This is a genomic window from Streptacidiphilus monticola (assembly GCF_042658505.1).
GTDB classification, from domain to species: domain Bacteria; phylum Actinomycetota; class Actinomycetes; order Streptomycetales; family Streptomycetaceae; genus Streptacidiphilus; species Streptacidiphilus monticola.
Map to the genome: position 1 here is coordinate 1 of NZ_JBHSQJ010000085.1, position 20,849 is coordinate 20,849.

Sequence of the window (20,849 nt, forward strand, 5' to 3'; positions counted from 1 at the left end):
GCGTCCGCCGCCTGCGCGGCGAGGGCGGACGCGGACCGCTCGGCCTCGGCCGCCGCGGCGCAGGAGTCCGCCAGCGCGGTGACCGTGCGGACGCGGTCGGCGACCGAGGCCGCGCCGGCGCAGGCCTCCTCCAGCCGGGCCTGGCCCCCGGTCTGGCGTCGGGCCAGCTGGTCGAGCTGCTCCTCCAGCACGGCAAGGGAGTTGGCGGCCCGGGAGGCTGCGGCCAGATGCCGTTCGTGCTGCTGCTCCAGCAGCGCCAGCTCCTCCTCGGCGCGCACCGCGGCCACCGCCTGGTGCTCGGCCTCCCGGTGCCGGGCGTCCAGCTCCGCCGCGCGGGACCGGAGCTCCTCCGCCGGCTGGGGGCCGGCCTCGGCGCGGGCGGCGGCCAGCCGCTGCTCCACGCCGGACAGCGCCGCCTGGGCCGCTTCCGTCCGCTCGCGGGCGGCCAGGTACGCGGCCTCGGCGGTCTGCTCCGCCTCCGGTGTGACGGCCTCGCCCGCGGCCTGCGCCGGAGCCGGGTGCTCGGTGCCGCCGCAGACCGCGCACGGCTTCCCGGCCACCAGCTGGGACGCCAACTCGGCTGCCATGCCCGCCAGTCGACGCTCCTTCAGATCCAGCCAGACGTCCCGGAGCCGTTGCTCCTCGTCCCGGGCGGCGGTCGCGGCCGCGCGGGACCGCGCCGCCTCGGCGTCCAGGGCGTCCCGCTCCTCGGCCGCGCGCACCCGCGACCGCGCCCGGTCGCGCTCCTCGGCCAGGTGCTCGACCGCACCCGCCTCGGCGCGCGCCTCCGCCAGGGCGGCCTGGGCCTTGGCCTGCCGTTCCGGCCACACCTCCGCCAGCCAGGCCGCCGCGGCCCGGTGCTGCCGCTCGACCTCCTCGCGCTGCCGCTCCAGCCGGTCGGCCTCGGCGGCCTCGGCATGCAGCGCCGCTTCGGTCTCGGCCAGCGCCTCCAGCCGACCGGCCTCCCCGCGCAACTCCCGCTCCCGGGCGACCAGTTCCCCGGCCGTCAGTGCCCGCTCCGGCTCCGGCAGCACGGCGTGCAGCGCAGCCGCCTCCCGTCCGGCCGCAGCGGACTCGGCCTCCGCCCGCGCGGCCAGGCGGGCGAGCGGGGCGACGGACTCCGCCCGCCGGTTCAGGGTGAGCCGCACGCCCCGTGCCAGTTCGGCGGTCTGCCCGTCGGCCAGCCGCTGCTGCTCCGCCACGGCCCGGGCGTACGCCTGCTGACGCTCCGCCAGGCGGGCCGCGGCGGCGGACCGCTCCTCGGCCGCCCGGCGCGCCTCCTCCCGCAGCGCCTCGGCGGACTCCGCGACCCCGGCCCGCTCGCGGGCCTCGCAGCGCAGCTGCGCGGCCCAGGCCGCACGGTCGGCCAACGGCGGGACGGCGTCCGTCAGTTCGCCCGCCGCCTGGTCGAGGCGGTGGGTGAACGCGTCCAGCTCGGCCTCCGCGTCGCGGACGCCGCGTTCGCTCAGCCGCGTGCGCTCCTGCAGCCAGCGCTCGGCGCCGGTGAACCTGCGGGTGTCGAAGAGCCGGCCGAGCAGCTCCCGGCGCTCCTGCGCCGGGGCGTGCAGGAAGCGGGCGAACTCGCCCTGGGGGAGCAGTACCACCTGGCAGAACTGGTCCCGGCTCATGCCGACCAGGTCGTGCAGCTCCTGCCCGATCTCCTGGTGCGAGCCGCTGCGGGCCGACCAGAACCCGGCCGCCGGCTCCCACTCCTCCAGCAGGGTCTGCGGCCGCACCAGCGTGGTGCCCTCGCCGCGCTGCTTGGGCCGCCGCTGCTCGGGCTGCCGGGTGATCCGCAACCGCCGCCCGGCGAGCGTGAGTTCGAGCACCACCCGGGTCAGCAGCTCCGGACGGGCGTGGTCGCTGCGCAGCGCGCCGCCGCGCTGGCGGGTGCCGGGCACCGAGCCGTACAACGCGAAGCAGACCGCGTCGAGGACGCTGGTCTTGCCCGCGCCGGTGGGGCCGCGCAGCAGGAACAGGCCGCTCTCGGTGAGCGCGTCGAAGTCCACGGTCTCGGTGCCCGCGAAGGGACCGAAGGCGGTGACCTCCAGCCGGTGCAGCCGCATCAGGCCCGCGCTCCTTCCGGTGTCTCCTCCTGGTGGCCGTCGCGGTGCTCCTCGCGTGCGGCCGATTCCAGTGCCGCGCGCAGCAGCCGGGCCTCGCGGGGGGCGGCCTCGCTGCCGCGCACGTGGGCCACGAACCCGGTGGCGATCTCGGCGTCGTCGCGTCCGCGCACCCGGTCCACGTAGGAGTCGTGCCCGTCCCCGGACCGCTCCTCCGGATCGAACAGCAGCTGCAGGGTGTGCGGGAAGCGGGCCCGCAGCCGCTCCATGGCGCGCAGCGGCCGGCCCGGATCGGTGAGCTGGGCCTGCACCCAGGCGGACTCCGCCCACGTGTGCTCCTCCGCCGTCAGCAGCTGCTCCAGCGTCCCGCGCAGGCGGGCCAGCGGGCGCGGCTGCGGCACCGGGACCTGGCGGACCGTCAACTCACCCGTCGCGCCGAGGTCCACCAGCCACATGCCCTTCTCCTGCCCGGCCTCGGAGAAGGAGTACGCCAGCGGGGAGCCGCTGTAGCGCAGCCGTCCGCCGCCCAGCACCTGGGCTCCGTGCAGATGGCCCAGCGCCACGTAGTCCACTCCGTCGAAGACGGCCGCCGGGACGCTCGGGACACCGCCGACCGCGATGTCCCGCTCGCTGTCGCTGCCCTGGCCGCCGGCGACGAAGGCGTGGGCCAGGACCACGGAGCGGGTCCCCTCGGGCTGCCCGGCGAGGTCCGCCCGGACCCGGTCCATCGCCGCGCCCAGCACGGAGGTGTGGCTGACCTGCTCCGCGCCGAGCTTCTCACGGACCAGGGCCGGTTCCAGGTACGGCAGCCCGTAGACGGCCACGGGCCCGTGCTCGTCCTTGAGCAGCACGGGCTCGTGGGCGCGCAGCGGGTCGGTGCGCAGGTGCACGCCCGCCCGGGCGATCAGGCCGGACGCGATCCCGAGCCGGCGCGGGCTGTCGTGGTTGCCGCTGATCAGCACGACCGGGACGGCGAGCTCCGCCAGCTCGTGCAGCACCTCGTCGAACAGCCGCACCGCGCCCAGGCTGGGCACGGCGCGGTCGTGGACGTCCCCGGCGACGAGGACGGCGTCCACCTCCTCGCGCCGTACCGTGGCGACCAGGTGGTCCAGGAAGACGCGCTGGGCGTCCAGCAGGTTCTCCCGGTGGAGGGACCGGCCCAGGTGCCAGTCGGAGGTGTGCAGCAGCCGCATGGTGCACGACCTTAACCGGCGCCACTGACAGCGCAGCCGCCGCACCCGTCCGACGGTCCGTCAGCTGACGGACGCTCAGGAGTTCGGCACCGTGTCGGTGAAGGCCGTGCCGGCCGCGCGGTAGCCGGAGACGGCGCCGTCCACCTGGGCCGGGCTGAGCGAGGCGCCCTTGTCGAAGTAGACCCAGTCGACCTTCTCGTCCCACACGCGGCGGCCGGTGAACGGGAGGTCGATGAACCACTCGTTGAAGTCGATGGTCATCGGTTCGCGCGGGTAGTACTTGCCGGTGCTGCTGAAGTACTGCTGCCCGTCCACGTAGTAGGTGACGGTGCCGCCGCCGACCGTCATCTGCAGCGTGTGCCAGCCCTGCAGGCTGGAGACGACGTTGTGGGTGACCCGGTCCATGGCGTCGGCGCTGTACCAGGTGGTGGTGTAGAGGGTGGGGCCGGGCGCGCCCCAGCCGCCGTTGGGCAGGTACTCGTTGTCCAGCTCGCTGTAGAGCGAGTCGTCCGGGGTGATGGTGTAGAAGGTCTCGTTGACGTGGTCGCCGTTGGCGCCGGTGCTGGGGGCGTCGTTGAAGTACACCCGGGCGGCGTAGGTGCCCTCGAAGAACTTGCGGTGGCTGGTGTCGATCTCGGCCTGGGTGGTGCCGGAGCTGGTGCCGTCGGTGGTGGCCTCGAGCTGCATGACGCGCCCGTCGCCCGCGGTGCTGTCGTTCGGGAAGGTGATCGCGGCGGCGGACCAGGTGTTCTGGACGCCGGGGCCGCCCGAGCCGGTCCGCACCGACCAGCCGTCGGCGGCGAGCTGCGGATCGGCGGAGGCGGTGTAGCGGAAGTCGTCGAACAGGGCCTGCCCGGAGGGCGGCGGGGTGGGGGAGCCGCCCCCGCCCGAGGGGGAGGGTGAGGGCGACGGGCTGGGGGAGCCGTCGGGGACCGGCGGGGTGCCCCAGGTCAGGGATCCGTTGCGGTAGGCGGTGACGTGGTCCCAGAGCGCGTAGTCGGTGTCCGCGCCGTTGAAGGACCAGTCGTTCGCCTGGTTCACGTTCTGCCAGTCGGAGCGGTACAGCCGCAGTTGCAGGTCGCCGGAGTCGGCTCCGGGCGCCAGGGTGCCGCCGCTGAACCGGAGTTCGAGGTAGTGGTCGGCGGTCGCGGTCGGCGTGGGCATGGTGACGACGGTGCCGCTGACACTGCCGCAGCCGACGACGGCCCAGGCGCAGGCGAAGACGTAGGAGCCGGCGTAGTCGGCGGTGAAGTAGTAGCGCAGCACCACCTGGTTCAGCGGGACGCTGCTCGCGCTGTTGTTGACCACCTTGAACCAGGGCTCGATCTCGTAGCCGTTGGCGGCGGTGCTGGTCTTGTACTGGACGGAGAGGGCGGGCGTGTCCGCGTGGGCGGGCCGGGTGGTGGCGTAGAGGCCGGTGGCCGCGCAGGCGAGCGCGGTGGCGGCGACGAGCGCGCGGCGCAGGCGGCCGGGACGGACGGGGGCGTGCTCCATCGGTACACCTCGGTGTGGGGGAGAGGTACAGGACGCGAGGGCTTGCCTTGACCATTGGTCAGACTGAGGCCCGTCCCGGTGTGTCGTCAACCCCCGGAAAGCGGACCGTTTCTGACGGATGCTGCCGAGGCTCGACCTGTTGACATTACCAGTGGTCAGCTTTCACACTCTCGAACCACCGCTTCCGCCCTCCGAGGAGAGACCCGTGTCCCAGCGCCGTCCCGCGCTGCTGGCCGCCGGCGTCGCCCTGTGCGCCGCCGCGACCGCCTGCAGCAGCACCGCCGCCACCCCCAGAGCCGCCGGCTCCGCGTCCCAGGACCGCACCCTCACCGTCTGGATGATGGACGGCGACCTCAGCAGCCAGGCCGTCGCCGCGATCAACGCCCGGTTCGAGGCCGCCACCGGCGCCAAGGTCCGGGTGCAGATCCAGGAGTGGGACAACATCAACACCAAGATCAGCACCGCTCTGGCCCAGGAGGACACCCCCGACGTCCTGGAGATCGGCAACACCGACGTGCCGCTCTTCGCGGCCACCGGGGCGCTCAGCGACATCACCGCCCACCAGGCCGAACTGACGGCCGGTCAGACCTGGCTGCCCGGACTCACCGGACCCGCCACCGTCGACGGCAAGCTCTACGCGGCCCCCCTCTTCGCGGGCAACCGCGCCGTGATCTACAACAAGCGGATCTGGGCCAAGGCCGGCGTCACCGCCCCGCCCACCAGCTACGCGCAACTCCTCACCGACCTGGACAAGGTGAAGGCCGCCAACCCGGCCCCCGACTTCTCCGCCTTCAACTTCCCCGGCCAGTACTGGTACGGCGCCCTGCAGTTCGTCTGGGACGCCGGCGGACAGCTCGCCACGCAGGACAGCAGCGGAAAGTGGCACGGCGCCCTGGAGAGCCCGGCGGCCCAGCAGGGCCTCACCGCCTGGAAGCAGTTCCAGAACCGCTACTCCGGCGCCGCCTCCCGCAACGTCGACACCAAGTCCCCCGACCAGGCCGCCATGTTCGCCACCGGCAAGACCGCCACCATCCTCGACAGCAGCGTCAACACCGTCCTCAAGGACAACCCCGCCCTGAAGGACGGCATCGGCACCTTCCCGTTCCCGAGCAGCACCCCGGGCCGGACCCAGCCCGTCTTCCTCGGCGGCTCCGACATCGCCATCGCCGCCAGAAGCAGGCACCAGGATCTCGCCCTCGCCTACCTCAAGGCCGCCACCGACCCCGGCGTCCAGGCGAGCGCCGTCGTCGGCATCGACCACTGGACCCCCGTGTCCACCCAGATCATCGACCGGACCCGGAGCAGCCTCCCCGCCACCTCCCAGGCCTTCTTCGACGCCGCGCGCAGCAGCGTCGCCACACCCGCGACGCCCGGCTGGGCCACCGTCGAGAGCGACAAGTCGATCAATCAGTTCTTCGCCGACATCGCCACCGGCCGCAAGACCGTCGCCCAGGCCGCCAAGGACCTCGACGCCCACCTGGACCAGGCCCTCAATGCCGCACCCTGACACGGCAGTCCGCCGCCGGGGCCCGCTGCTGCCGCTCGGGCTGCTGCTCCCGGCGGCGGCCCTGCTCGCCCTCGTCCTCGGCTACCCGCTCGTCCGGCTCGGCGTGATCTCGTTCCAGGACTACGGCCTGCGCGCCCTGTTCACCGGCCGCACCGGCTGGGCCGGGACCGCCAACTACCATGCCGTGCTGCACGATCCGCAACTGCTGCCGGTGCTGCTGCGGACCGCCGGCTTCTGCGCCGCGCTCGTCGCGGGCACCCTCGCCGTCGGGACCGGAGTCGCCCTGCTGCTCGGACAGTTGCGCCGGGGGCTGCGCACCGCCGTCACCCTGGTCCTGATCGCCGCCTGGGCCATGCCCAACGTGGCGTCGACCCTGGTGTGGCAGTGGCTCTTCCAACCCGGCTACGGGGTGGTCAACTGGCTGCTCACCAAGACCGGGCTCTTCGGCGACCTGACCCAGCGGGACTGGACCAGCACCCCACTCTCGGCGTTCGCGCTGGTCTGGCTGCTCGTCGTCTGGCAGTCCGTGCCCTTCGTCGCGCTCACCCTGCACGCCGGGCTCACCCAGATCCCGCGCGCCTACTACGAGGCCGCGGCGCTCGACGGAGCGGGGCCCTGGCGCAGCTTCCGCGTGATCACCCTGCCGTTCCTGCGGCCGGTCCTCGGACTGGTCACCGTGCTCTCCGTCATCTGGGACTTCAACGTGTTCAACCAGATCTGGATCCTCACCCAGGGCGGCCCCGGCCAGGGCACCACCACCCTCGGCATCTGGTCCTTCACCAAGGCGTTCAGCGCCAACTCCTTCGGCCAGGGCGCCGCCGTCGCCCTGTTCTCGACGCTGCTGCTGATGCTGCTCACCGCGGCCTACGTGCGCCGGCTCGTCCGCAGCGGGGAGGAATGGTGACCCGGCTCCGGCACCTGGCCCGGGACGCCGCGGCGGTGGTCTTCTGCGCCGTCTGGGCCTTCCCCGTCTACTGGATGGTCAACACCGCGTTCAAGCCCTACGGCGACATCCTGAGACCCCGACCCGGCTTCCTGCCCTGGCCGTTCACGCTCGCCAACTTCGACGACGCCGTGCACAAGGCCGGATTCCTCACCGACCTGCGCAACAGCCTCGCGGTCACCGGCAGCGTCGTGGTGCTGGCGATCGCCGTCGCCTTCCTCGCCGCCGTCGCGCTCGCCCGGTTCCGCTTCCTCGGGCGGCGCGCCTTCCTGGTCACCGTGCTCGCCGTGCAGATGGTGCCCCAACCCGCCCTGCTGATCCCGCTGTTCCTCAGTCTGAAGAGCGCCCACCTGCTCAACTCGCTGCTGGGACTGACCCTCACCTACACCGCCCTGGTGCTCCCCTTCACCATCTGGACCCTGCGCGGCTTCCTCCACGGCATCCCCGTCGAACTGGAGGAGGCCGCCCTGGTGGACGGCGCCGACCGGGCCACCGTCATCCGGCGGATCCTGCTCCCGCTGGTCCTGCCCGGGCTCGTCGCCACCAGCGTCTTCGCCTTCATCACCGCGTGGAACGACTTCCTCTTCGCCTACGTGACGATGAAGGACCAGTCCGGCTACACCCTGCCCGTCTGGCTGGTCTCCTTCTCCACCAGCACCGGCACCGACTACGGCGGCCTGATCGCGGCCTCCACGCTCTTCGCGCTGCCGGTGGTGGTGTTCTTCATGCTCATCCAGCGCCGCCTGGTCGAGGGCATGACGGCAGGGGCCGTCAAGGAGTGACCACCACCCGACCCCATCGAGGACGACCGTGATCATCCCGCATCCGCAGTCCCTGGAACGCCGTCCCGGCCGCTTCCGGCTCCCCGCCGAACTCCACCTCACCGCCGGCCCCGGCGCCGAGACCGCCGCCGACCTGCTCGCCCACCACCTCGGCGCGGACCGGCCGCGCACCGGCAACGGCCCGTGGATCCACCTCGACCTGGTCCCCGGCGGCGCCCCCGAGTCCTACCGGCTGCACATCGAGCCGACCCAGGTCACGCTCACCGCGCCGCGCCCGGCCGGGCTGCGGCACGGCGTCCAGACGCTGCGTCAACTCCTCGCCCCGGACGGCACGTCCTGGCCCTGCGTGACGGTGGTGGACGCGCCGGCGCTGCCCCGCCGGGGACTGATGCTGGACGTCGCCCGGCACCTGGCGCCGCTCTCCTTCCTGCACGCCCTCGTGGACGAGCTGGCCCTGCACAAACTCAACGTGCTCCAACTGCATCTGACGGACGACCAGGGCTGGCGCGTCGAGATCCCGTCCCGGCCCCGGCTCACCGAGATCGGCGGCTGGCGCACCCGTCCGGACGGCAGCCGCTACGGCGGCTGGTACAGCAGGCAGGACCTGGCCGCGCTGGTCCGCCACGCGGAGCAGCGCGGCGTGGAGATCGTCCCCGAGATCGAGATGCCGGGCCACGTCCGGGCGGCGCTGGCCGCCTACCCCGAGCTCGGCAACGAGCCGGAACGGCGGCTGTCGGTGTGGAACCGGCGCGGCATCAGCCCCGACATCCTCGGCGTGCACGACGCCGCCCTGGACTTCGGCCGCGAGGTGCTCAGCTCGGTGGCCGAGCTGTTCCCCTCCCGGTACGTGCACATCGGCGGCGACGAGTGCCCCACGCTGCGGTGGGAGCGGAGCCCCCGGGCGCGCGAACGGGCCGCCCGCCTCGGCCTCGACGACGTGCGGCTGCTGCACGCATGGTTCCTCGGGCGCATGCACGACCACCTCGCCTCGCTCGGCCGCCGGGCGGTCGCCTGGGACGAATCCGAGCGTCTGCCGGGCCGCCTGCCCCCCGGGACCGTGGTCGCGGCCTGGCTCGACGCCTCCCACGGGACGCGGGCGGTCGCGCGGGGCCGGCAGGTGGTGATGGCCCCGCACCGGGCGACCTACCTGGACTACCGGCAGACCACGGGCCCTGACGAGCCGTCAGGGCACCCGGAGGAACTGCTCACCCTGGCGGACGTCCACGCCTTCGACCCGCTGGCGGGAGGACTGCCAGCCGTCGATCCGGCGCTGTCGCGCGCGGCGGGCGTCGTCGGCGCCCAGGCCCAGCTGTGGACGGAGGACACGCCCACGGTGGACCACCTGCGGTACCAGCTCTACCCGCGGCTCTGCGCCTTCGCCGAGAGCGCCTGGTCGGGCAGCGGACGCCCGGGCTTCGCCGACTTCCGCGAACGCCTCGACTCCCACCTCGGCCTGCTCGCCCGCCTCGGCGCGCTGGCGGGCCCGGGCCCGCGCTGGACGGGGCCCGACGCGGTTCCGGTACTGGAGCCTGAGCAGCAGCTCAGCCCTGAGACGATGGGGCGGTGACTATCAAGCGCGACCTGGTCCGACGCCACCTGCTGGCCGTCGTCGAGAACGCCGACCCGGGCACCCCCCTGTCCTCGGAGCGGGACCTGGCCGTGGAGTTGGGCGTCTCCCGACCCACGGTGCGCGCGGCGATCGAGGAGCTCACGGAGGCCGGGGTGCTGGTGCGCCGGCACGGGCGGGGGACGTTCACCAGCCCGCGCAAGGTGACGCAGGAGCTGGAGTCCGTGACCGCGGTGCCTCCTGCGGAGGGCCACTGGACCAGCAGAGTCGTGGAGTTCCGGGTCGCCCCGGCCGGTCCGCCGAGGGCGTCCCGCCTGGAGATCGCGCCCGAGGAGCCCGTGCTGCGGATCACCCGGGTCCGGCTGGTGGACGACGAGCCCATCGCCATCGAGGAGTTGGAGCTGCCGGCGCGGCTGGTTCCGGGACTGGAGCCCCGGGATCTCGAGGAGGGCAACTTCTACCGGCTGCTGCGGGAGCGGTTCGGGGTGGTCGTGCAGGATGCCCTGCAGACGCTGGAGCCCGCGGTGACCAACCCGGGGCAGGCGGAGTTGCTGGACGTCCCCGTGTACGCCCCGGTGCTGCGGGTGCAACGGACGACCCGGGACCGGGAGGGACGGGTCGTCGAACTGGTGCACTCGGTCTACCGGGGCGACCGCTACCGCATCACGTCGAAGCTCCGCTTCGACGCCACGTCAGGTTAGGCACCTCCTCAGGTGGCACCCCGCGGGGACGCGGCGGATCCCCCACCCTCCCCCAGCCTTCGGCCGGGGGCGCCCCCACGGCGGGAGGCGCCCCCAGCGCGAGCAGCACACCACCCACGGAGGTTCGACTCATTCAACGGGCCGGACCTCCGCGGGTGGTGTGCTGCTCGCGCAGTTCCCCCCGCGCCCCTGCGGGGGGTTACGCGTCCGCCTTGGCCGGCTGCTTGGGCTCGGTGGCCGTGCTCGCCGCGACCGCGGGGCTCGCGTGGGCGTGGTGCTTGGTGAGGCCGAGCGTCGCCACGACGACCGTCAGGACCATCGCGCCCAGGCCGATCAGGAAGCTCAGGTTGAACTGGGACTCCTGCGGCAGGTGGATCCCCGCGGGCAGGCCGGCGATCGTCTTCGAGGCCAGCAGCGAGGTCACCACGGCCGAGGCGACCGCCGAACCCACGGACCGGGAGATGGAGTTGATGCCGTTGGCGATCCCGGTCTGCTGCAGCGGCACGCTCGCCGCGATCAGCGCGGGCATCGCCGCGTAGCCGAAGGCGATCGCGATGCCGGTGAGCAGCCCGGCGCAGATGACGCTCGCGCTCTGACCGTGGCCGAAGGCCAGCCACGCGAAACCGCCCGCGCCGACGAGGCCGCCCAGGGCGAGCGTGCCGCGGGCGCTGATCCGGCGGACCAGGATGCCGCCGACGGGGGCGGCGACCAGCGCGATGAGCGAACTCGGCAGCAGGTACTCGACGCTCGCGCGCAGCACCGACGCCGTGAAGCCGTAACCGGCGATCCGCTCGGGCATCTGCACCAGGTACGAGATCCCGATGAACTGGGTGAACGAGGCGAAGCCCACGAACAGGCCGCCCAGGTTGGTCATCGCGACCTGACGGTGCGTGAACATCCGCATGTCGACCAGCGGGGACGGGACCTTCAGCTCGACCAGGACCCAGACCGCGGCCATGACCACCGCGCCGACGAAGCAGCCGATGACCGAGCCGGAGCTCCAACCCCAGGTGTGGCCCTGGGAGATGCCGAGCAGCAGCAGGACCAGGAACGCCGCCAGCGTCACCGAGCCCAGCACGTCCACGCGGCCGCCGACGCGGTGGCCGCCCTCGGGGACCAGGAACAGGACGCCCAGCAGGGCCAGCACCGAGACGCCGGTGGAGAACCAGAAGACCGCGTGGTAGTCCGGGGTGGTGCCCTGCGTCAGCAGACCGGTGACCACCAGGGAGAGGCCGGAGCCGAACGCCAGCGTCGAGCTGACCAGCGCCATCGCGCCGTGCAGCTTCTCGTGCGGGACCTGGTCGCGGACGATGGACAGCGCCAGCGGGAAGATCGCGGTGGCGGATCCCTGCATGACACGGCCGACCAGCAGCAGGCCCAGCGAGGTGGTCGTGGACGCCAGCAGCGAGCCGAGCACCATGACGGCGAGCACGGCGACCAGGGTGCGCCGCTTGCCGTAGAGGTCGCCGACCCGGCCGAGCAGGGGCGTGAACACAGCCGCCGACAGCAGCGTGGCCGTGGTCACCCAGCTGACGCCGGCGGCGCTGGCGTGGAGCTTGGTGCCGAGCAGGGAGAGGATCGGCACGACCTGGGTCTGGGCCATGGAGACGACCATGGCCGCCAGGCCGAGGGCGAGGATCAGGGGCGTGCTGCCGCGCTTGGCCGTGGGGCCGGCGGCGATGGACGTGCTCATGGGGGAGCGGGTCCCTTCAGGTGGTGCAGGTCATGGATGGTTCATGTACTCAAGTAATAGGGGAGACCTTAGGCCAGAAAGCTTTAGGGGGTCAAGTTGTTGCCGGGACAGCGCTTACGATCGAAGACATGTCACGGAACGACTGGGACCAGCACCTGCCGCGGTTCCTGCAGCCGCCGCCCATCCTCTGCGATCTGCCCCGGCACAGCGAGCGCCTGCTGCGCCCGCGCTACGCCGCGCTGTTCTTCCTGGCCGCGCTCATCCTGGTGCCCTGGACCGTCGGCCTCTTCCTGACCCTGCCAAGCTCCGCCGAGGCCGCGCGGTGGAACACCGCCTGGGGCGGTTTCGACGCGCTGCTGATCCTGGTCTTCGCCGGCTGCGCGATCCGCATCATGCGGCTCTCGCCCCGCAGCGCCGCGGTGACCGCCGCGGCGGCGGCGCTGCTGGTGACCGACGCCTGGTTCGACATCATGCTCGCGCCGACCACCCGCGACCTGGTCGCGGCGGTGCTCATGGCCGCACTGGTGGAACTGCCGCTGGCGGCCCTGTGCCTGCGCACCAGCTTCCGCGTGCTGAACGTGCTGGAGCAGGCCCGCCCCTACCTGCGCCAGGCCGGCTTCACCATCGAGCAGGGCCGCCTGGTGCCGCCGCCCGACTGGGAGGAGCGGATCAGGGAGCGCCCGACCGTACGGCGAGATGCGTGAGCACCTCGCTCAACTCGGCCTGCACCCTCCGGTCCATGGCGAGCCCGAACTCCACGTCCACCACCGTTCGGGCCACCTCGCGCAGCCGCTGCACGGTCTCCGTCAGCCGCGCGGTCTCGGCGGGCGTCAACGAGGCCAGGTCCCGGAAGAGGTGACGGCTGATCAGTTCCACGAACTGCCCCGCCAGCGCCTCGGCGCTGGCGCGCACCCCGACGGCCGTGTCCAGGACGTCGCGCAGCGGGACGCCCGAGGCCACCAACTGAGCGGAGGCGTCGAGGAGTCGGCGACTGACGTGGGTCAGCTCCTCGCCCTCGCCGCGGAGGTACCCCAGCTTCTGCGCGGCGGCGACCGCGTCGTCGTCCACCTGGCCCGGGTAGGCCGCCCGCAGTTCGGCGCGGGTCACCGGGACCGGTGACTCGGCCGACCAGGGCGCGGCGATCGCGCCCTCCAGGCCCAGCAGTTCGGCGACGTCGCGGCCCTGCTCCCAGGCAGCGAGGAGTTCGGCGATGCCGCCCAGGGTGTGGCCCCGCTCCAGGAGGCGGGCGATGATCCGCAGGCGGGCGAGGTGGTCCTCGGAGTACCAGACCACCCGGCCGTCCCGCCGCGGGGGCGGCAGCAGCCGCTTTTCGCGGTAGAACCGCAGGGTCCGCACGGGGATGCCGGCCTCCCGCGCCAGCTCCTCCGTCCGGAACTCCCGCCCGATCCGACGGCCGTTCGACTCACTCACGTGGGAAGCGTAAGGCACACGGGCAACCCTCCAGGCGGCGCAGCCGCCCCTGCAGGGGCGCGAGGAACTGCGCGACCGGCCCACCACTCGCGGGGGTTCGTCCCACACCTGCGGTCGGATCTCCCCGGGTGGTGTGTCGCTCGCGCTGGGGGCACCTCCCGCCATGGGGGCACCCCTGGCCCAAGGCTGGGGGAGGGTGGGGGATCCTCGCGCCCCTGCAGGGCGGCTACGCCGCCCGGTGGCGCACCGGAGGTGCCTTGAGCCCCGCCCCGGAGGGGCATATGCCGGGGGACAGTGGAGCACATTCCCCGCCCCCGTGGGGCGGCTTTCGGGAACTTCGCGTGAACGGGTGAGCGCGGGAACTAGCGTCCCCTCTCGTCCCTGAGGCGCCCTCAAGTCACTCGAAACCGTGGGGAGTTGTTCCATGTACGCCATGTCCGGCATGGGCGGCATGACCGAGGTGGGCTACGGCTGGCTCACGCCGATCCTCTCCTACTGCATGGCCGTCCTCGGCTCCGCCCTGGGCCTGCGGTGCACCGTCCGGGCCGTCGCCGCCACCGGCACCGCCCGCAGGAACTGGCTGCTCACCGCCGCCTCCGCGATCGGCTCGGGCATCTGGACCATGCACTTCATCGCCATGCTCGGCTTCGGCGTCACCGGCACCGAGATCCGCTACAACGTCCCGCTCACCGTGCTCAGCCTCTTCGGCGCGGTGTTCTTCGTCGGCCTCGGCGTCTTCACCGTCGGCTACAGCGGGCACCGGGTGCGGGCGCTGCTGATCGGCGGGCTCACCACCGGATTCGGCGTCGCGGCCATGCACTACATGGGCATGGCCGCGCTCCAGCTGCACGGAGGGCTCAGCTACGACCCGTCGATGGTCGCGCTGTCGGTGGTCATCGCCGTCGTCGCGGCCACCGCCGCGCTGTGGGCGGGGCTGAACGTCAAGGGACCCGTCGCGGCGGCGGGGGCCGCCCTGGTGATGGGGTTCGCCGTCAGCTCCATGCACTACACCGGCATGGCCGCGGTCCACGTGGCCGTGCACCCCGCCGCGACGCCGCTGTCCGGGGCCAGCCTGATGCAGTTCGTCTTCCCGCTCGCCGTCGGCCTCGGCTCCTACCTCTTCCTGACCACGGCCTTCGTCGCGCTCTCGCCGACCGCCCAGGAACGCGCCGACGCGGCCGTCGCCGAGCGGCTGCGCCATGCGCAGCCGGCCGCCCACTGACCCGACGTCATCTCCGAACCGCAGCAGAGGACTCACATGCGCCAGCCGGACCCGACCCCGCGGCCGCGCCCCGCACATGCCGGGCCGCCCGCCGACGAACGCCTTCCCGTGCGCGCCCCCCGCCCTCGCGGCCGGCGGCTGCGGCCGAGGACCGTCCGGGCCAGGATCGTCTCGCTGCTGATGGTGCCGGTGGTCTCGCTGATCGGCCTCTGGGCCTTCGCCACCGTCACCACCGCGCAGGACGTGGACACCCTCACCCGGCTCAAGCAGGTCGACCGCGGCCTGATCACCCCGGTCGACAGCACCCTCACCGCCCTCCAGGCCGAGCGCACCGCCGCCCTCGCGTACCTGGCCGCGCCGAGCGCGGACCGGCAGAGCCGGCTCACCGCCCGCGCTCAGGCCACCGACGCGGCCGTCGCCGCGATGCACGACAGCATCCAGCGCAGCGCCGGGGCCACCGCCGAGCTCACCCCGACGCTGGACCCGAGGCTCGCCCAACTCGACCGCGCCACCGCCGGACTGGCCGACCTGCGGGCGCAGATCTCCCGCCGCTCCCTCGGCTGGGCCGCCGCCATGAGCGGCTACCAGCAGGTGGCCGCCGCGGGCTTCGGCGTCGTCGGGTCGCTCACCGGGATCCACGACACCTCCCTCGCCTCCGACGCGCGGGTGCTGCTGGAGCTGGCGCAGGCCCGCGAGATGCTCGCCCGCGAGGACGCCGCCGTCCAGTCCGCGCAGGCCGCGGGGAGGATGAGCCAGGCCCAGTGGGCCGAGTTCACCGGCGCCCGCTACGCCCAACGCGCCTTCGCCGACACCGCCGCCCCCGACCTGCGGCCCGCCGACCTCGCCGCCTGGCGCCAGGTGACGCAGGGTCAGGACGCCACCGCCCTCGCGGCCCTGGAGGACCGCATCCGCGACGCCGGGCCGGGCACCGCCGCCGTCCGGACGGTCCCCGCCGACCAGTGGAACAGCCGCCTCGACGCCGTCCAGCAGCAACNTGCCGACGGAGAGGGCCAGCGTGTACGGCTGCCGTGCGGCGGTCAGCGCCGTCGCGGTCGCGGCGGCGGCAGCGGCGGCGGACCCCTACGGCCAGGGCCTGCTCACCCGCAACGGCGCCGCGGTCCTGTTCGGCCTGCTGGCCGTCGTCGTCTCGCTGGTCATCTCCGTCCGCATCGGCCGCGGGCTGGTCGGCGAACTCCTCGGGCTGCGCAACAGCGCGCTGGACCTGGCCGGCAGCCGCCTGCCCGCCGCCATGCGCCGGCTGCGGGCGGGTGAGGAGATCGACATCGACGCCGAGGCGCCCGTGGTCGAAGCCGGGGAGGACGAGATCGGCCAGGTCGGCGAGGCCCTCAACAGCGTGCAGCGGGCCGCTCTGCAGGCCGCCGTCGAGCGCGCCGAGGTGCTCTCGGGCGTCTCCGGCGTCTTCGTCAACCTGGCCCGGCGCAGCCAGGTCCTGGTGCACCGTCAACTCACCCTGCTGGACCAGATGGAGCGCCGCACCGAGGACCCGGCCGAGCTGGAGGACCTGTTCCGGCTCGACCACCTGACCACCCGGATGCGCCGCCACGCGGAAGGCCTGATCATCCTGTCCGGCGCCGCGCCCGGCCGCGCCTGGCGCAAGCCGGTTCCGCTGCTGGACGTCGTCCGCTCCGCCGTGGCCGAGGTCGAGGACTACGCCCGCGTGGAGGTGCGCCGCCTGCCCCGGGTCGCCGTGGTGGGCGCGGCCGTCGCGGACCTCACCCACCTGATCGCCGAACTCGTCGAGAACGCCACCGCGTTCTCCCCGCCGCACACCCGGGTGCTGGTCACCGGTGAACAGGTCGGCACCGGCTACGCCATCGAGATCGAGGACCGCGGCCTCGGCATGGGCAAGGAGGCGATCGCCGAGGCCAACCGCCGGATCGCGGACGCCCAGCAGGCCGACCTCTTCGACAGCGACCGGCTCGGCCTCTTCGTGGTCAGCCGCCTGGCCCGCCGCCACGACGTCAAGGTCTCCCTGCGCACCTCCGCCTACCGCGGCACCACCGCCGTGCTGCTGCTGCCCAACGCCGTCCTCGACACCGGCCGCGGCGCACTGCCCGCGACGGCCGCCGAGGGTCCGGGCGCGGAGTCCGTGGACGCGTCCTTCGGCCCGCACTTCCGCGCCCAGTTCGCCGCGCAGGAGGTCCCGCTGCCACCGGTGCCGGTGGGCGCCGCGCCGGTCGCTGTCCCGACGTCCCCGCCCGCCTTCGTGGCGGTGGCCGAGCCCGAGCCCCGGGTGCGCACGCTGCGGACGGAGCCGCAGCAGCCGGAGCCGCCCGCGGCCGAACCGCCGCGTCCGGCCACCCCGCTGCACCCGGCGCCAGCCGGGGCCGGCGAGGAACTGCCGCGCCGGGTGCGGCAGGCGAGCCTCGCCGTGCAGCTGCGGGACGTCCCCGAGATCGGCGCGGACCAGCCCCCCGGCGGTGCCGCCGAGCGCAGCCCCGAGCAGGTCCGGGCCACCATGACCGCCCTCGCCGAGGGCTGGGCCCGCGGTCGCGGCGGCACCGCTCCCCGCCACCTGCGCCTGCAGCGCGAGCACGACCTGCCGCAGGACTGACACCCCCTCACCTCCCCAGACCCGCACCGAGAGAGGAACGGCGCCGATGGCCGCCACCATGAACCACACCGGCGAACTGAACTGGCTGCTGGACGAGTTGGTCGGCAACGTGCCCCAGGTCAGGAACGCGGTGGTGCTCTCCCGCGACGGCCTCGCCCTGGGCGTCTCCAGCAGCCTCAGCCGCGAGGACGGCGAACACCTCGCCGCCGTCGCCTCCGGCTTCCACAGCCTCGCCCGCGGCGCCGGCCGCCACTTCGACGCCGGGGACGTCCGGCAGACCATGGTCGAACTCGACGGCGGCTTCCTCTTCGTGGTCGCCGCCGGCGACGGCACCTGCCTGGCCGTCTTCACCGGAGCCGACGCCGACATCGGCCTGGTCGCCTTCGAGATGGCCCGCATGGTCCGCCGGGTCGGCGAGCACCTGTTCGCCCACCCGCGCACCGCCGTCCAGCACCGGCCGAGCGCGGGCTGATCCGGTGGACCACAGGCACGGAGCGGGCTCCCCGGCCGGCAACGCCCGCTGGTACGACGACGAGGCAGGCCCGATGGTGCGGCTCTACGCGCTCACCCGCGGCCGGACCAGGCCCACCGGCCAGGCCTTCGACCTCATCGCGATGATCACCGCCGACAGCCCCTACGGCGCGGACAGCCCCTACGGCGTCGACCTCGGCCTGGACCCGGAGTCCGCGGCCATCGTCGACCTGTGCCGGCACCAGTCCCAGTCCGTCGCCGAGATCGCCGCCGAACTCGATCTGCCGCTGGGCGTCGTCCGGGTCCTGCTCGGCGACCTCCACGACGCGGGCCTGATCCGCGTCAGCCGCCCTGTCCCGCCCGCCATGCTCCCCGACGAGCGCATCCTGCGAGAAGTGATCAATGGCCTCCGTGCACTCTGACGCCACGTCGACCGCCGCCCTGCCCGAGGGCGAGCCGGTCCTCTCCCTCAAGATCCTCGTCGCGGGCGGCTTCGGCGTGGGCAAGACCACCCTCGTCGGCTCGGTCAGCGAGATCCGCCCGCTGCGCACCGAGGAGACGCTGACCGAAGCTTCCCTCGGGGTGGACGACCTCGGCGGCGTCGAGGAGAAGACCACCACCACCGTGGCCATGGACTTCGGCCGGATCACCATCCGCGAGGGCCTGGCCGTCTACCTCTTCGGCACCCCCGGACAGGACCGCTTCTGGTTCCTGTGGGACGAGTTGGCGCACGGCGCGCTGGGTGCCGTGGTCCTGGCCGACACCCGGCGGCTTGAGGACTGCTTCCCCTCCGTGGACTACTTCGAGCGCCGCGACATCCCGTTCGTCGTGGCCGTCAACTGCTTCCACGGGGCCCAGAAGCACACGGTCGAACGGGTCGCCGCGGCGCTGGACCTGGACCGCGGCACGCCCGTGGTGCTCTGCGACGCGCGCGACCGCCAGTCCAGCAAGCAGGTGCTGATCGAACTGGTCGAGCACGCCAGCAGACGGCACGCGGCCCGCCTGATCGCCTCCAGCGGCTGAGGACGGCTGCCGTCGCACCTCTTACGCGGCGGCGGCGCGGCGCGCGGCGCGCTCCTCGGCCTCCGCGGCGTCCAGCAGGTCGGCCTGCTCGGGCGTGGGGGCCGTGCCGCCCATGGAGGCCGGGAGCCACCAGCGGTCGTCCAGCCCCGCCGGCCCGTCCGGGTACTCCCGCTGCGCGCGGTCGAGCAACTCGCCCATCGCCGCGCGCAGTCGGCGCGTCACCATCACCGGGCGGTCCTGCTCGGTCAGGTGAATCGGTTCTCCGATGAGCACGCTCACGGGCGTGTGACGCCGCGTCAGGTTCTTCGGGCGGTCCTTGGTCCACAGCCGCTGCGTGCCCCAGACCGTCACCGGCAGCAGCGGCACCCGGGCGTCCGCGGCCATCCGGGCCGCGCCCGTCTTGAACTTCTTCAGCTGGAACGAACGGCTGATCGTCGCCTCCGGGAAGACGCCGACCACCTCGCCCCGGCGCAGCGCCGCGACCGCCTCGTCGTACGCGGGCTGCCCGTTGGCCCGGTCCACCGGGATGTGCTTCATGCCCCGCATCAGCGGACCCGAGATCCGGTGCCGGAACACGTCGTCCTTGGCCATGAACCGGGTCTTGCGCTTCGCGGCCTGGTAGGCGCCGAAACCGGCGAAGATGAAGTCCAGATAGCTGATGTGGTTGCAGACCAGCACCGCCCCGCCCTGGCGCGGCACGTGGTCGGCACCCTCCAGGTGGATCCGCAGATCCAGCGCCCGGAAGGCCGTCAGCGCCGCGCCGATCACCGGCGGGTAGACGAGGTCAGCCACGGTCAGCCTGCTTTCGCTGGTTCACCAACTTACGGCACCGTAGGTTTTCGGCGCCGGCCCATGATGCCCAGCGCCGTGGCCGGATGTCATCCTCAGCGGCACGCGTGGCGCGAGACAGTTGTCACACGGCGCTGGGGAACCTCGAAGTACCGCGCCGGAAGAGGAGATACAGCTCGCAGCCGAGGCAGAAGCCGAAGGCGGCGTTGAGGAAGGCCGCGGCCAGGGCGAAGGCGGTCGCGAGCAGTCCCAGCCAGCCGAGGCCGGCCAGGTAGCCCACGGTGCCGACCGCCGCGAAGGCCAGCCCGACCAGCTGCGCGAACCGCGGCGGCGCCGGGTCCTCCAGCTCGCTCGGCGGCCCCAGCCGCGGCCGCAGGAAGCGCCGGTACAGCCAGCCGTAGGGCGAGCGGCCGGCCGCGCCGAGGGCGAAGACCAGCGCCTGCGCCAGCAGCAGCCAGCCGCTGCCGGTGACCAGGACCACGGCGAGGACGACGGACGTCAGCACGGCGGCGAAGCGCGGACCGCGCGGATCGACGCCCCGGGGGTTTTCGGGCATGCGGAACTCCAGGAGGAAGGAGAGAAGTTGACGGGCTGTCGGAGCGCGGCTCAACGACAGCGCGTCGCCGACACCCGGCACAGGTCGATGACCAGGCGGCGGGTGAGTCGGCGGGAGCCCTGCATACCGCCATCCTAGGGGGCTGAGGCATGCTGGGACCATGACCGGTTTGGTGGCTGTCCTCGTGGTGCTGGCGCTGTGCAGCGTCTTCGGCCTGCTGCGGGCACGCCGTGGCGGAAGGCTCGACGTGAAGCGCAAGGACGCCCTGGCCGTGCTCACCGCCGACGACCTGGGCGCACCCCTGGGCGAGCGCGCCACCCTGGTGCAGTTCTCCTCCGCCTTCTGCGCCCCCTGCCGGGCCACCAAGCGGATCCTCGGCGAGGTCGCCGAGCTGGTCGAGGGCGTCGCCCACGTCGAGATCGATGCGGAGTCCCACCTGGACCTGGTCCGCCGCTTCGACATCCTGCGCACGCCCACCACGCTCGTCCTCGACGCGCGGGGCGCGGTCAGCCGCCGCGCCGTGGGCCAGCCCCGCAAGGCCGACGTCATCGCGGCCCTGGGCGAAGCGATCTGACGCTCCGACGGCTCCGGCCGTCGCCTTCTCGTGACCCCGCCGCGGGCCCCGCCGTTCGCCGCGCCCGTTCGCCCCGCCGTCAATAGGGCGGTCAATAGAAGTTATGTCACAGCGCGCCCCCGTTGAACGGACGCTTGGGATGACGTTCCGTGAGGGAATATGGGCTCCACGAAGAGTCCGGGCGAAGAGCTAAGCTACTCGCCAGTAGTCTGCGAGTAGCACCAGTACAGGAGACGGGTCGTGAGCTTGAGGATCGTTGTCTTGG

Annotated in this window: 19 protein-coding genes and 1 pseudogene; 13 read left to right on the forward strand and 7 right to left on the reverse strand. The window is 73.4% G+C overall.

Annotated elements, in window-relative coordinates; all coding sequences use genetic code 11:
* The 3 genes from ACFP3V_RS21285 to ACFP3V_RS21295 all read right to left on the reverse strand — a co-directional run.
* A partial coding sequence (locus ACFP3V_RS21285) for an AAA family ATPase (RefSeq protein ID WP_380585791.1) occupies positions 1 to 2,066 on the reverse strand: 2,066 nt, incomplete at its 3' end.
* On the reverse strand, positions 2,066 to 3,256 hold the full coding sequence (locus ACFP3V_RS21290) for an exonuclease SbcCD subunit D (protein ID WP_380585793.1): 1,191 nt from the start codon (positions 3,254 to 3,256) through the stop codon (positions 2,066 to 2,068). The genes ACFP3V_RS21290 and ACFP3V_RS21285, both read right to left, overlap by 1 nt.
* A 75-nt stretch (positions 3,257 to 3,331) precedes the next feature.
* The gene (locus ACFP3V_RS21295; RefSeq protein WP_380585795.1) at positions 3,332 to 4,750 is read right to left on the reverse strand and encodes a cellulose binding domain-containing protein; all 1,419 of its coding nucleotides are present in this window, start codon (positions 4,748 to 4,750) and stop codon (positions 3,332 to 3,334) included.
* A gap of 205 nt (positions 4,751 to 4,955) precedes the next feature.
* On the opposite strand from ACFP3V_RS21295, the gene ACFP3V_RS21300 reads away from it, so the two are divergent.
* The 5 genes from ACFP3V_RS21300 to ACFP3V_RS21320 are packed head-to-tail and all read left to right on the forward strand — an operon-like array spanning position 4,956 to position 10,250.
* A complete protein-coding gene (locus ACFP3V_RS21300; RefSeq protein ID WP_380585797.1) occupies positions 4,956 to 6,257 on the forward strand; it encodes an extracellular solute-binding protein in 1,302 nt (433 codons plus the stop codon).
* Positions 6,244 to 7,161 (forward strand): carbohydrate ABC transporter permease, encoded by a 918-nt coding sequence (locus tag ACFP3V_RS21305; protein WP_380585799.1) that lies wholly within the window; start codon positions 6,244 to 6,246, stop codon positions 7,159 to 7,161. The genes ACFP3V_RS21300 and ACFP3V_RS21305 overlap by 14 nt, the downstream gene beginning before the upstream one ends.
* Complete coding sequence (locus ACFP3V_RS21310; protein WP_380585801.1) at positions 7,155 to 7,982, forward strand: carbohydrate ABC transporter permease; 828 nt, start codon at positions 7,155 to 7,157, stop codon at positions 7,980 to 7,982. Before ACFP3V_RS21305 ends, ACFP3V_RS21310 begins: the two co-directional genes overlap by 7 nt.
* Positions 7,983 to 8,010: 28 nt before the next feature.
* The gene (locus ACFP3V_RS21315; RefSeq protein WP_380585803.1) at positions 8,011 to 9,549 is read left to right on the forward strand and encodes a beta-N-acetylhexosaminidase; all 1,539 of its coding nucleotides are present in this window, start codon (positions 8,011 to 8,013) and stop codon (positions 9,547 to 9,549) included.
* Positions 9,546 to 10,250, forward strand: coding sequence for a GntR family transcriptional regulator (locus ACFP3V_RS21320; RefSeq protein ID WP_380585805.1), 705 nt, complete (start codon positions 9,546 to 9,548; stop codon positions 10,248 to 10,250). The genes ACFP3V_RS21315 and ACFP3V_RS21320 overlap by 4 nt, the downstream gene beginning before the upstream one ends.
* 199 nt (positions 10,251 to 10,449) lie before the next feature.
* Here ACFP3V_RS21320 and ACFP3V_RS21325 read toward each other — a convergent pair whose 3' ends face one another.
* Positions 10,450 to 11,943: an MFS transporter gene (locus ACFP3V_RS21325; protein WP_380585807.1), complete on the reverse strand. Its 1,494-nt coding sequence runs from the start codon at positions 11,941 to 11,943 to the stop codon at positions 10,450 to 10,452.
* A 128-nt stretch (positions 11,944 to 12,071) separates the two neighbouring features.
* Between ACFP3V_RS21325 and ACFP3V_RS21330 the strand changes: the two genes are divergently transcribed.
* Entirely contained in the window at positions 12,072 to 12,647 is a 576-nt protein-coding gene (locus tag ACFP3V_RS21330; RefSeq protein WP_380585809.1) for a hypothetical protein, read from the forward strand.
* On the opposite strand, the gene ACFP3V_RS21335 is transcribed toward ACFP3V_RS21330, so the two are convergent.
* On the reverse strand, positions 12,613 to 13,374 hold the full coding sequence (locus tag ACFP3V_RS21335) for a MerR family transcriptional regulator (protein ID WP_380585811.1): 762 nt from the start codon (positions 13,372 to 13,374) through the stop codon (positions 12,613 to 12,615). The two genes, ACFP3V_RS21330 and ACFP3V_RS21335, sit on opposite strands and share 35 nt — an antisense overlap.
* A 424-nt stretch (positions 13,375 to 13,798) precedes the next feature.
* Here ACFP3V_RS21335 and ACFP3V_RS21340 point away from each other — a divergent pair, with 424 nt between their 5' ends.
* The 6 genes and pseudogenes from ACFP3V_RS21340 (at position 13,799) to ACFP3V_RS21365 (ending at position 18,665) form a co-directional block, all read left to right on the forward strand.
* Positions 13,799 to 14,596, forward strand: coding sequence for an MHYT domain-containing protein (locus ACFP3V_RS21340; RefSeq protein ID WP_380585813.1), 798 nt, complete (start codon positions 13,799 to 13,801; stop codon positions 14,594 to 14,596).
* 180 nt (positions 14,597 to 14,776) lie between these two features.
* A pseudogene (locus tag ACFP3V_RS32075) lies at positions 14,777 to 15,532 on the forward strand (nitrate- and nitrite sensing domain-containing protein); the annotation flags it as partial.
* 79 nt (positions 15,533 to 15,611) lie between these two features.
* On the forward strand, positions 15,612 to 17,171 hold the full coding sequence (locus ACFP3V_RS21350; protein WP_417774523.1) for a sensor histidine kinase: 1,560 nt from the start codon (positions 15,612 to 15,614) through the stop codon (positions 17,169 to 17,171).
* 46 nt (positions 17,172 to 17,217) lie between these two features.
* On the forward strand, positions 17,218 to 17,643 hold the full coding sequence (locus tag ACFP3V_RS21355) for a roadblock/LC7 domain-containing protein (RefSeq protein WP_380585817.1): 426 nt from the start codon (positions 17,218 to 17,220) through the stop codon (positions 17,641 to 17,643).
* 73 nt (positions 17,644 to 17,716) lie between these two features.
* The gene (locus ACFP3V_RS21360; protein ID WP_380585829.1) at positions 17,717 to 18,064 is read left to right on the forward strand and encodes a DUF742 domain-containing protein; all 348 of its coding nucleotides are present in this window, start codon (positions 17,717 to 17,719) and stop codon (positions 18,062 to 18,064) included.
* Positions 18,045 to 18,665 (forward strand): GTP-binding protein, encoded by a 621-nt coding sequence (locus ACFP3V_RS21365; RefSeq protein ID WP_380585819.1) that lies wholly within the window; start codon positions 18,045 to 18,047, stop codon positions 18,663 to 18,665. The genes ACFP3V_RS21360 and ACFP3V_RS21365 overlap by 20 nt, the downstream gene beginning before the upstream one ends.
* A 21-nt stretch (positions 18,666 to 18,686) precedes the next feature.
* On the opposite strand, the gene ACFP3V_RS21370 is transcribed toward ACFP3V_RS21365, so the two are convergent.
* Together ACFP3V_RS21370 and ACFP3V_RS21375 are read right to left on the reverse strand one after the other, a co-directional pair.
* Positions 18,687 to 19,457, reverse strand: a complete 771-nt coding sequence (locus ACFP3V_RS21370) for a lysophospholipid acyltransferase family protein (protein WP_380585821.1) — start codon at positions 19,455 to 19,457, stop codon at positions 18,687 to 18,689.
* A gap of 121 nt (positions 19,458 to 19,578) precedes the next feature.
* A complete protein-coding gene (locus ACFP3V_RS21375) occupies positions 19,579 to 20,010 on the reverse strand; it encodes a DUF4395 domain-containing protein (protein WP_380585823.1) in 432 nt (143 codons plus the stop codon).
* 160 nt (positions 20,011 to 20,170) lie between these two features.
* Between ACFP3V_RS21375 and ACFP3V_RS21380 the strand changes: the two genes are divergently transcribed.
* A complete protein-coding gene (locus ACFP3V_RS21380; RefSeq protein ID WP_380585825.1) occupies positions 20,171 to 20,584 on the forward strand; it encodes a TlpA family protein disulfide reductase in 414 nt (137 codons plus the stop codon).
* Positions 20,585 to 20,849 lie beyond the last annotated feature (265 nt).